The organism is Micromonospora sp. NPDC005197 (assembly GCF_040608295.1).
Classification (GTDB): Bacteria; Actinomycetota; Actinomycetes; order Mycobacteriales; family Micromonosporaceae; genus Micromonospora.
In genome coordinates, this window is record NZ_JBEXHY010000160.1 from 1 (window position 1) to 10,756 (window position 10,756).

At 72.8% G+C, this 10,756-nt stretch carries 14 protein-coding genes; 11 read left to right on the top strand and 3 right to left on the bottom strand.

From position 1 onward, the window contains the following. The 3 genes from ABZU46_RS28735 to ABZU46_RS28745 form a co-directional block, all read left to right on the top strand. Positions 1-738: hypothetical protein (locus ABZU46_RS28735; RefSeq protein ID WP_354862639.1), on the top strand; the 738-nt coding region annotated here is incomplete at its 5' end. Between the two features lie 311 nt (positions 739-1,049). Continuing rightward, entirely contained in the window at positions 1,050-2,021 is a 972-nt protein-coding gene (locus tag ABZU46_RS28740; RefSeq protein ID WP_354862641.1) for a pirin family protein, read from the top strand. Positions 2,022-2,171: 150 nt separating this feature from the next. Further along, a complete protein-coding gene (locus tag ABZU46_RS28745) occupies positions 2,172-2,840 on the top strand; it encodes a hypothetical protein (protein ID WP_354862643.1) in 669 nt (222 codons plus the stop codon). A gap of 241 nt (positions 2,841-3,081) precedes the next feature. Here the strand turns inward: ABZU46_RS28745 and ABZU46_RS28750 are convergent, their stop codons facing one another. After that, positions 3,082-3,750, bottom strand: coding sequence for a DUF1345 domain-containing protein (locus ABZU46_RS28750; RefSeq protein WP_354862645.1), 669 nt, complete (start codon positions 3,748-3,750; stop codon positions 3,082-3,084). 42 nt (positions 3,751-3,792) lie between these two features. Then, a complete protein-coding gene (locus tag ABZU46_RS28755) occupies positions 3,793-4,065 on the bottom strand; it encodes a DUF2795 domain-containing protein (protein ID WP_354862647.1) in 273 nt (90 codons plus the stop codon). Positions 4,066-4,246: 181 nt separating this feature from the next. Here ABZU46_RS28755 and ABZU46_RS28760 point away from each other — a divergent pair, with 181 nt between their 5' ends. The 7 genes from ABZU46_RS28760 to ABZU46_RS28790 all read left to right on the top strand — a co-directional run bounded on the left by ABZU46_RS28760 (position 4,247) and on the right by ABZU46_RS28790 (position 9,189). Beyond that, positions 4,247-4,657, top strand: a complete 411-nt coding sequence (locus ABZU46_RS28760) for a DUF2267 domain-containing protein (RefSeq protein ID WP_354862649.1) — start codon at positions 4,247-4,249, stop codon at positions 4,655-4,657. Between the two features lie 220 nt (positions 4,658-4,877). Further along, complete coding sequence (locus ABZU46_RS28765; RefSeq protein ID WP_354862650.1) at positions 4,878-5,900, top strand: TerC/Alx family metal homeostasis membrane protein; 1,023 nt, start codon at positions 4,878-4,880, stop codon at positions 5,898-5,900. Between the two features lie 76 nt (positions 5,901-5,976). Then, the gene (locus ABZU46_RS28770; RefSeq protein ID WP_354862652.1) at positions 5,977-6,576 is read left to right on the top strand and encodes a sulfite oxidase-like oxidoreductase; all 600 of its coding nucleotides are present in this window, start codon (positions 5,977-5,979) and stop codon (positions 6,574-6,576) included. Between the two features lie 7 nt (positions 6,577-6,583). Then, positions 6,584-7,348, top strand: coding sequence for a ferredoxin reductase (locus ABZU46_RS28775; protein ID WP_354862660.1), 765 nt, complete (start codon positions 6,584-6,586; stop codon positions 7,346-7,348). An 83-nt stretch (positions 7,349-7,431) separates the two neighbouring features. After that, complete coding sequence (locus ABZU46_RS28780; RefSeq protein WP_354862654.1) at positions 7,432-7,725, top strand: DUF6510 family protein; 294 nt, start codon at positions 7,432-7,434, stop codon at positions 7,723-7,725. A gap of 41 nt (positions 7,726-7,766) precedes the next feature. Next, positions 7,767-8,186, top strand: coding sequence for a hypothetical protein (locus ABZU46_RS28785; RefSeq protein ID WP_354862655.1), 420 nt, complete (start codon positions 7,767-7,769; stop codon positions 8,184-8,186). 286 nt (positions 8,187-8,472) lie between these two features. After that, on the top strand, positions 8,473-9,189 hold the full coding sequence (locus ABZU46_RS28790) for a VOC family protein (protein WP_354862661.1): 717 nt from the start codon (positions 8,473-8,475) through the stop codon (positions 9,187-9,189). Between the two features lie 68 nt (positions 9,190-9,257). On the opposite strand, the gene ABZU46_RS28795 is transcribed toward ABZU46_RS28790, so the two are convergent. Then, positions 9,258-9,989: a VOC family protein gene (locus ABZU46_RS28795; protein WP_354862657.1), complete on the bottom strand. Its 732-nt coding sequence runs from the start codon at positions 9,987-9,989 to the stop codon at positions 9,258-9,260. A 167-nt stretch (positions 9,990-10,156) separates the two neighbouring features. Between ABZU46_RS28795 and ABZU46_RS28800 the strand changes: the two genes are divergently transcribed. Further along, positions 10,157-10,708 carry a GNAT family protein gene (locus tag ABZU46_RS28800; RefSeq protein ID WP_354862659.1) on the top strand — a complete coding sequence of 184 codons (552 nt, stop codon included), beginning with the start codon at positions 10,157-10,159 and terminating at the stop codon, positions 10,706-10,708. The last annotated feature ends 48 nt before the right edge of the window (positions 10,709-10,756 follow it).

The following is a 10,756-nucleotide window of genomic DNA, read 5'->3' on the forward strand; positions in this document are numbered from 1 at the left end:
GGCGCACCCGACGGCGCCCGGCCCGACGGCGCCCGGCCCGACGGCGCCCGGCCCGACGGCGCCCGGTCCGACGGCGCCCGGTCCGACGGCGCCCGGCCGGGTGCGGCTGCGGCTGCGGCCGCCGAGCAGACGATGACGACGCCGCTGGCGGGGCGGCAGAAGGCCACCTTCGTACTGGCGGACGGGTTGTCCTCGTTCGACCTTCGGGTGGCCGACCTGGGCGACGACCTCTACCGAATCAGCAGCCCGGCCGACTCGGGTGTGGCCGTCCGTCCCGTGGTGCAGGGTGAGATCGTCCGGCTCGGCGTGGTGGCCACCGGCACGTCCGAGAAGCGGGCCGCGCGGGTGCTGCTCAGCGAGCGGGTCACCTGGCGTCTGCACCTGGAGGGCGGGGTGGGCGAACAGGTGCTCGACCTGGCGCAGGCACGACTTCTGGGCGTTGACCTCGTCGGCGGCTCCGCCCGCACCGATCTCATCCTGCCGCCGATGAACGGCGGCACGACGACCGTGCGGCTGACCGGTGGAGTCAACCAGTTCGACATCCGGGTGCCGGGCACACCACCGGTACGGGTGCGGGTGGGAGCGGGGGCCGGTTCGGTCGCGGTCCGCGACGAGCGCTGGGCCGGGGTCGCCGCTGGCGCGCTGTTGAGTACGCCGGGGTGGGACCGCTCAACCGACCGGCTCTTCCTTGACCTGGTGGCAGGCGCCGGCACCGTGACGGTGACCGAGTCCCGGTGACCGGCCCACGACTAGGACGCCGACCAGGTTCGTCGGGCGTCGAGCCGGCGACCTCGGGTGCTGGCCGGGGCCGTCGGCGTCGGGCCGTCGGCGTCGGGCCGGCGACGTCGGGCAGCGGCCAGGAGCGGGCAGCGGCCAGGAGCGGGCAGCGGCCAGAGACGGAGACGCGGGCCGGTGTCGCCGGGGAGTGAGCCCGGCGCCGGGCGGTCGTGTAGGACGCCGACCGGCCCACCCGCGACGTGCTGGGTCGGAGGTTCACCCCTGGCGGGAAGCGCCGCAGCCCGGGGAGGGCGCGAGCGTACAGTCGGGCGGTGGAGCGTACCGAATCGATGCCGGCACAGACCCGACCGCCCGGCGTGGCCGACGTCGATCCCGGCAGCGTGCTGCTGCCGGGCCACGATGTGCCACTGGGGCGGTACACGACCGTTCGGCGGTTGTTGCCGCAGCGGCCTCGGCGGATGGTCGGCGCGTGGTGCTTCGTGGACCATTTTGGCCCGGACGACGTGGCGCAGCGGCCCGGCATGGAGGTGCCACCGCACCCGCACACGGGCCTGCAGACGGTGACCTGGCTGCTCGACGGCGAGATCATTCACCGGGACAGCCTCGGCAACGTCCAGGCGATCCGGCCCGGCCAGCTGAACGTGATGACCTCCGGGCACGGCATCGCCCACTCGGAGCGGTCGCCGGCCACGCACCCGCCGGTCATGCACGGTGTGCAGCTCTGGGTGGCGCTGCCGGACCCGGCGCGGGCCGGCGCCGCGGACTTCGCGCACCACGCCGACCTGCCACGCTGGCGGGAGGGCGACGTGGACGCGACCCTGCTGGTCGGCGAGTTCGCCGGCCAGCGGTCCCCGGCGGTGGTGCACACCCCGCTGGTGGGCGTGCAGCTTGAGCTGGGCGGGGCGGCGCCGACCACGCTGCCGTTGCGGCCCGATTTCGAGTACGCCCTGCTGGCGATGTCCGGCTCCGCCGAGGCCGCCGGGGTGGGTTTCGAGCCAGGCGCGTTGCTCTACCTGGGTTCGGGTCGACGCGAGGTGACCGTGCGCGGCGGGGCGGGTGCCCGGCTGTTGCTGCTGGGGGGTACGCCGTTCGAGGAGCCGCTGGTCATGTGGTGGAACTTCGTGTGCCGCTCGCACGAGGAGGTCGCCGCCGCTCGGGAGGACTGGATGGCCGGCCGGCGTTTCGGCGTGGTGGCCGACGATGCGGCGTCGCCACTGCCGGCGCCCGCCCTGCCCACCACCCGGCTCAAGGCCCGCGACCGCACCGGCGGCCTGCACGGATGACCGGCCCGAGACACCGGACCGGCGCGCGCCGAACCATGAGTGCGCCGGGCCGACGTGCGCCGGACCATGAGCCCGCCGGGCCAAGACGCGCCGGGGCTGGGGCAGGCCGGGGTCGGCGGTTGGCCGACGGTGGCGTGGGTAGTCGCCGGCATGGCGACCACTCTGATCACGCCCGTCGAGGACCGCAAACGCGTGGCCCGCCGGCTGGCTGGCAGTGGACGAGGCTTCGCCGAGCAGTACGGCTTCCGCGTGACCAACAATCCGGCGAGCCTGTTCCAGGTGCTCTACCTCGCGGTACTGCTCGCCCGCCGGGGTGACTTTCGTCGGGCGCTGGACGGCGCGCGGGCGCTGCGCGACGAGGGGTGGGACAGTGCCGCCCGGCTGGCCCGGTCGCTGCACCAGGACCGGGTGCGGGTGCTGCGCGACAGTGGTCAGCGCGGTGACGTCGACGCGTTGGCCGACGTGCTGGGCGATCTGGCCCGGACGGTCGTCGAGCGGTACCGGGGCGACCTGCGCCGGTTGCGCGCGGTCGCGCACCACGAGCCGGCTGCCGAGCGTGCGCTCCTCGCCGACCTGCCCGGGGTGGACGACCAGGTCGTCGACCTGTTTCTGCGCGAGGCGCAGGCGTTGTGGCGGGAGGTCGCCCCGGTGGCGGACCGGCGGGCGCTGGCGGCGGCCCGACGGCTCGGGCTGGGCCGCTCGGCGGATGACCTGGCCGGCTTGGCCAGCGGCGAGTCGGAGCGGTTGGCGTGGCTGGTGGGAGCGCTGGCCCGGGTCGATCTGGAGCACCGGTACGCGGAACTGACCGGCCGTCCCTGACGTGCCCTGGCCCACACTTCGGCCAAAACTGACCGTACGGAGGATGGTCTGTCGTATGGTTGTACCCGGCAGTGCTGGCCGCTCGGTTCGAGCGGGCATCCACCGCCGGGTGACCGCGACCGGTTCGGACGCGGTTCACCGCCTGGGCAGGTTTGCGTGGCGCCCCCGGTCGCGGTTCGCGGCCAAGGGGCGCCCGCCTGTCCCGGCGAGCCCCGCCCGTGACGCAGCCGGGCGCGAGCGCTCAGTGCGCCAGCCCCGCCAGCAGGTTCACCGTGACGCCGATGACGAACGCGCCGAACAGGTACGACAACAACGCGTGCCGCAGCACCGTCCGGCGCATCTCGTTGCTGGTCAGGTTGGTGTCGGAGACCTGGAACGTCGTCCCGACGGTGAACGCCACGTACGCGAAGTCCGAGTAGCGGGGCGGCTCGCTCTGGTTGAAGTTCACCCCGCCGTCCGGGCCCGTGTAGTAGATCCGGGCGTAGCGGGCGGTGAAGACGGTGTGGACGACCAGCCAGGACAGCACCACGCTGAGGACGCCCAGCACGCCGTACAGGTCGCGGTGTGCGCCGGGTGGCGCGGCGTGCGCGCTGGCGAGGACCAGCCCGACGGCCAGCAGGCTGGCGAGGCACGCGATGAGCAGCACCACGTCCCGGGTGGCCCGGTTGGGGTCCTCGTACACGGCGAGGCGGGCGGTGCGGGTGGCGTCCATCGGCCAGAGTTTGCGCCACACCAGCACCAGCCAGCTCAGCGCGGCGACGTCCCAGCCGGCCAGCGGGGCGAGCGACGGCGACAGCGCCAGGGCGAAAACGCCGCCGACGATGACGCCGACCACCGCCACAACGACGAGTTGCACCGCCGCCGGGGTGTGCCCGTCCGGCGGGCGGGACAGCGGGCCGGTGCCAGTCATCCGCGCCGTCCGCGCGTTACGACGGACGCCACCACCGCCGGGTCAGATGCCGCGCAGATGCTGCGACACCCGGTTGTGCTTCTTGTCCCGGGCCTGCGCGGCGCGTTGCGAGGGGCTCACCTCGGGGGCGGCCTCGATGCCGGCGGACCGGGCCACCTCGGTGCCGTTGGCGTAGTCGACGGGCGGCAGGGCGCGCAGTGCCTTGAGCACGTCCGGCGGGGCGCCCTCCCGTTCGGCCTCGCGGACCACGTCGTTCTTCTCGGCCGGGTAGTCCAGGCTCGACAGGTACTGCAGGACGTCCGCGTAGCTCGCCATGTCTGGGGCTCCCTCGGGGCATCGATGTGGTCACGACCGGCGGCGGTTACCCGCCCGCCGCCTCGTCACGCCCGGGTCGGCGGAGGAAATCGCCCGGGTCGCCGCAGGAAATCCGGCGCCGTTTCCACCACGGCACCGCGGGTACCCGCAGGCGGCGCCGACAAGCCCGAGGGAGTACGCGATGCAATACGACACCTTCGTCGACCTGGTTTCCCAGCGCACCCGGACGTCGTCCGAGCAGGCGGTCGAGCTGACCCGGGCCGTGCTGGAGACGTTCGCCGAGCGGCTGACCGGCGGTGAGGTGCTGGACCTGGCCGCGCAGCTTCCGCAGCCGCTGCAACTGGTGCTCAAGCCCAGCCCGAGCACCGAGCAGGCGGACCGGTTCGGAGCGGCCGAGTTCGTGGCGCGGGTCGCGCTGCGCGCGCAGGTGCAGGAGCCGGCCGCGCGGGACGCCGTCCGGGCGGTGTTCACCACCCTGCGCGAGGCGATCACCGGCGGGGAGTTCGACGACGTGGCGACCCAGTTGCCGCGCGACTACCGGGGCCTCGTGGAGCAGGCGATGGCGCCGGGTGCGACGCTGCGCCGCGCCTGACGGTGGAACCTCCGACCGGGGACGCACAGCGGTTGGCCAGGGCAACGATCGACGTCCGGCTTGGCGTGTCGGTCGGCCCTGGCCTAACCTTGTCGTGCGAGGGGAGTACTTCCCACGAACCATTCCGGTCAGTACGGCACGCCCGGCGTGCCTCGGGTGGTTGCCCATCTCCGATGGGTGAAGGAGACCTCGAACATGACACGGTGTTCGAGGAGACCCCATGACCGAATTGTCATACCTGGCCGCAGCGAGTGACCTGTCGTCGGTGGGCACGCCCACGCTCTGGGCGCTGACCATCGCCGGCGTGGTGCTGCTGCTGGTGCTGGACTTCCTGGTGACGCGCAAGCCGCACGAGGTGTCCATGCGGGAGGCGATCGGTTGGTCGGCGTTCTACGTCGCGCTGCCGCTCGCGTTCGGCGGCTGGGTGTGGTCCCGTTACGGCTCCGAGCAGGGCGTGCAGTACCTGACCGGTTACCTCGTCGAGAAGTCCCTCTCGGTCGACAACCTCTTCGTCTTCATGCTGCTGCTGGCCGCGTTCGCGGTGCCGGCCGTGCTCGCCCAGCGGGTGCTGCTCTACGGCATCGCCGGCGCTCTGGTGCTGCGGGCGGTCTTCATCGCCCTGGGCGCGGCGGTCCTGCAGACCCTCGACTTCGCGTTCCTGCTCTTCGCGATCATCCTCATCGCCACCGCGGTGAAGCTGCTGCGCGACGCCCTCTCCGGGCATCAGCAGGAAGTCGACATCAACAAGATGCGCTCGGTGAAGCTGCTGCGCAAGATCATGCCGGTGGTCGACGAGTACCACGGCACCCGGATGACCGTGCGGCAGGGCGCGAAGCGGGCACTCACGCCGTTCGCCCTGGTGGTGGTCGCAGTGCTGGCCACCGACGTGGTCTTCGCCGTCGACTCGGTGCCGGCGGTGTACGGCATCACCGAGGACCCGTACCTGGTCTTCGCCACCAACGCGTTCGCCCTGCTCGGCCTGCGGGCGCTCTACTTCGTCCTGCACGCGGCGCTGAGCCGGCTGGTGCACCTCAGCTACGGCCTGGCGATCATCCTGGCGTTCATCGGCCTCAAGCTGGGTCTGCACTGGGCGCACGGCATCTGGGCCGGCGTGCCGCAGATCCCCACCCTGGCCTCGCTCGGCGTGATCATCGGCGTGCTGGTGGTGGTGACCCTGACCAGCCTTCGCGCCACCCGGGGCGGCACGCCCGAGCAGCGCGAGGTCGTCACGGAGCGGCACTGACCGCGCCGCGCCGGGTCGACGAGGGCGTACGCGGGAAAGCTCCCGCCCCGGCCGACGCGGGTGGTACGACTGTGCAATGGGAATCGTGTCACCGGGCTTTCAGGGCCGGCCCCGCTCACAGGAGCCGGCCCTGCCACCCGGTCAGTACCTGACCGAGGACTTTCCGGTGCTGTCGGCCGGCCCGACACCCCGGGTCTCCCTGGACACCTGGGAGTTCGTCATCGCCGCCGAGAACGGCACCGAGTACCGGTGGTCGTGGCAGGAGCTGATGGCGCTTCCGCAGGAGACCGCGATGGTCGACATCCACTGCGTCACCCACTGGTCGAAGCTCGGCACCACCTGGCAGGGCGTCGCCCTGGACACCCTGCTCGACGGCGTGGACACCAGCGCGCACTTCGCGCTCGCCCACTCGTACGGCGGGTACACCACCAACCTGCCGCTGGACGACCTGCGCGGCGGCCGGGCCTGGGTGGCGCACACCTTCGACGGCGCGCCGCTGCCGGCCGAGCACGGCGGCCCGGCCCGGCTGCTGGTGCCGCACCTGTACTTCTGGAAGTCCGCCAAGTGGGTGCGCGGCATCCGACTCAAGACAATGGACGAACCGGGGTTCTGGGAGACGGCCGGCTACCACGACTACGGCGACCCGTGGCGCGAACAGCGGTACCAGGGTGACTGAGCGGGCCGTGGCGACGGGCACCCCGGCCCGGGCGCCGATCAAGTGGCGGGTGGCCCGGCTGGTGGAGCGCCGCGTCGAGACGGCGACGGCGGAGACGCTGATCCTGGAGGTGCCGGACTGGCCGGGGCATCTGCCCGGGCAGCACGTCGACGTGCGGTTGACCGCGCCGGACGGCTACCAGACCGCCCGGTCGTACTCGATCGCCGGGCCGGTCGTGGACGGCCCCGGCGGCCCGCGGATCGAGGTGACCGTCCAGCGGGTTCCCGATGGCGAGGTGTCGCCGTACCTCATCGATGTCTTCGGTCCCGGCGACCCGGTGGAGGTCCGCGGACCGCTCGGTGGCTGGTTCATCTGGCGACCGGAGGACACCGCGCCGGTGCAGCTGGTCGCGGGCGGCTCCGGCATCGTGCCGCTGATGGCCATGATCCGGGCGCGGCGGGCGATCGGCAGCAAGGTGCCGTTCCGGCTGATCTACTCGGTGCGCACCGCGGAGGACGTGATCTACGCCGACGAGCTGCGTCGCCGGGTCCGCGACGACTTCGGCCTCGACGTGGCGTACGTCTACACCCGCGAGGCGCCCGACGGCTGGCGCGGCGAGCCGCACCGGATCGGCCTGGCCGACGTGAACACCCACGGCTGGCCGCCGGACCTGGAACCGCTCACCTACGTGTGCGGCCCGACCGGGTTCGTGGAGGCCGTGGCCGATCTGCTGGTCGGGCTGGGCCACCCGTCGCGGCGGATCAAGACCGAACGCTTCGGCCCCACCGGCTGAGAGCCCGCCCGCCGACTGCCCCGCCCGCCGCCTGTCCGGCCCGCCAACTGTCCCGCCCGCCGACGCAACGTCGAGGAGACCCGATGACCGAGATGTCGTACCTGGACGGCAACATGCTCGACGGCCCGATGCGCGAGCTGTTCGCCGTCGACCTGAGCACCGCGATGGGCCGCTGTGAGAACTGCGGGACGACCGGCTCGATGGCCAGCCTGCACGTCTACTCGCACGCCCCGGGCATGGTCGCGCGCTGCCCGTCCTGCGAGTCGGTGATGGTGCGCCTGGTCCGCGCGCCGGACCGGGCCTGGCTGGACATGCGCGGTGTCACCTACCTCCAGGTGCCGATGCCGATGGAGCAGCCGCTTCCCGAGCCGCTCTGACCGTTCGCTCGGCGCTCGCGCCGCTGGGGCAGACTGGCCGGATGGGTACCGGTCGATGGCGTGGCATTCCACTGCGGGCCCGGCTGGTCGTGTCGGCGGCCGTCCTGGTCTTCGCCTACGGCACCGTCGTGCACGTGCTCCAGGTGTTCGTCCCCGGGCTCCGACCGCCGCTCGCCCTGCCCGGGTGGCTCGCGGTCTACTTCGGGTCCCTGACCCTGTGGGATCCGTTGGCGGCGCTGTTGCTGGCGGCTCGCCGTCCGGCGGGGCTCGCGCTGGGCTGCGCCGTGCTGGTGACGGACGCCGCCGCGAACGGGTACGCCAACGACGTGCTCGACCCCGCCGGTGGCGTCACCCCCGGCCGGATCGGGCAGGCCGTCATCACCGCCCTCGCCGTCGCCCTCGTCGCGCTCACCCCGTGGCTGGCCCGGTGGTTCGCCCGGCCCGCGACGCAGCGCCACTGAGGGGAGCCGCTACGGCGTTTCCGGATCCGCCTCGGCGAGGACGGCGATAGGACGGCGACCAGGGGTCCGGCCCAGGTCAGGGGCGCCGCGCAGACGAACCCGTCGGCGTACCGCCCGACGCGCCGCAGTGCCGGCGCGGCGAACCCTCCGATCAGGATCGGTGGCCCCCCGAGCGTGGTGGGGCGGGGCCCGGAAACTCGGGTGCGGCCGACCGGGCCCGTCCGTAGGCTTCCGAACTCCGGCCCGTCCGGGCCGCCCCGTCCCCGGATCGGAGATGAGCGCAGCGATGGCCAGCCACCTCTTCGCGGTGTGTTTCGGCGCGAACGAACCCCTCGGTGTCGCGCGGTTCTGGTCCGAGATCCTGGGTCGGGAGCTGGTCGACGACCCCCGCGACGGCGTCCTCGTGCTGCCCGACGACAAGACCGGTTTCCGGCTGCGTTTTCCGCGGGTCCCGGAGCCGAAGGTCCTGCAGAACCGGGCACACCTCGAGCTGACCAGCGACTCGCTGGAACACCAACGGCGGACGGTGGCCAGAGCGCTGGCGCTGGGCGCGCGGCACACCGACGTCGGCCAGCGTCCGGAAGAGAGTCACGTGGTGCTCGCCGATCCCGAGGGCAACGAGTTCTGCGTCCTCGGACCGGGTAACACGTTCCTCGCTGGCTGCGGTTTCCTCGGTGACGTCTCCTGCGACGGCTCGCAGGCCGTCGGCTACTTCTGGAGCGCGGCGCTCGGGTGGCCGCTGGTCTGGGACCAGGACGAGGAGACCGCCATCCAGTCACCCCTGGGCGGCCCGAAGATCGCCTGGGGTGGTCCACCGTTGATGCCGAAGGGGGACCGGGATCGGGTGACGTTCGACCTCGCCGTCGACGACGGCGACGACCCGCAGCCGGAGGTCGACCGCCTGCTCTCCCTCGGCGCCACAGTGGTCGGCGCCGACGCCGACGGCGCGGTCGTGCTGACCGACCCCGACGGCACCGAGTTCCGGCTGCTGACGCGCCGCTAGCGCGGCCGGGGGCGGCCAAGGCGCGTGCCACCCGGTGGCACGCGCCGCGCGGATGACGAGGGTGTGGGTCAGCTCGGCGTAAGGAGGCAGAACTCGTTGCCCTCCGGGTCGGCGAGGACCTTCCACGGCACGTCGCCGTCGCCCAGGTCGACGGCGGTGGCGCCGAGAGACCGCAGTCTGGCCGCCTCGGCCTCCAGGTCGTCACCCGGATAGGGGCGGACGTCGAGATGGACGCGGTTCCACACCGTCTTCACGTCGGGAGTGCGGAGAAACTGCAGATAGGGGCCCACGCCCTTGGCCGAGCGCAGCACCGCGCTGTCCTCGGTCACCTTGTGCACGGTCCAGTCCATGGCCTCGCCCCAGAAACGGGCCATGACCCGCGGATCCGCGCAGTCGACAACCACCGAGGCGATCGGTCCGGTGTCGTCGTAGAGCGAGTCCAGCACGCAGAACTCGTTGCCCTCCGGGTCGGCCATGACCGTCCACGGCACGTCGCCCTGGCCCACGTCGGCGAGCGTCGCGCCGAGACCCTTCAGTCGCGCCACCACCTCCGCCTGGTGGGCCGCCGAGGTGGTGGCCAGGTCGACGTGCACGCGGTTCTTCACCGTCTTGGGTTCCGGGGAGACGACGATGTCGACGCAGACGGCGACGGGATCGGGGTAGACGAAGCCCTCGGGTTCGAGGTTGGTGACACCCGGGCCCTCGCTGGAGATTCCCCAGCCGAGCGCTTTTGCCCAGAAACCGCCCAGGGCGGAGTCGTCCCGAGCCTTCATGTTGATCTGTACCAGCCGCGTTGCCATGCCGACGATGCTATGCGGACGCGCGGCCGGTGCGAACGACCGCCGAGATCGTCGCGCCACACGCGGTGCTGCCCCGGGAGAGCACCGACGTCCCGACGCGCTGATCGCAGGAGCGGGTGGCGGGCCGGTTGGACAACGGCCGCGCCGGTCGGTCAGAGTGGTCCGCCGTGAGATACCTGCGCAGCGGTGGTCCCGCCGCCATCCGGCGACCCCGACCCGCCGACGTCGACGAGTTCGTGGCGGCCGCCCTGCGCAGCCGGGACCTGCACCACCCGTGGCTGGCCGCGCCGGCGACCCCGCAGGAGTACGACCGCTACCTGCGCCGCATCCGTCGCCGGGACAGCGCCGGCTACCTGATCTGCGACCGGGCCAGCGGCGCGATCGCCGGCTACGTGAACATCAGCGGCATCGTGCTGGGCGCGCTGCGCGGCGGTTACCTGGGGTACGCGGCGTTCGAGCCGTACAGCGGCACCGGGCACGCCTCGACGGGCGTCGCGCTGGTGATCGACCACGCGTTCACGACAGCCGGGCTGCACCGCCTGGAGGCGAACATCCAGCCGGGCAACGAACCGTCGCGGCGGGTGGCCCGGAAGCTCGGCTTCCGCCTGGAGGGCTTCTCCCCGGACTACCTGTTCATCGACGGCGCGTGGCGCGACCACGAACGCTGGGCCATAACCGCCCCCACCCCACCTCTCACCCCCACCCCGCCTCCCGCGTGATCAAGAGGTTCGCGTCACCGACACCGGCGTGTCGTGACGCAAACCTCT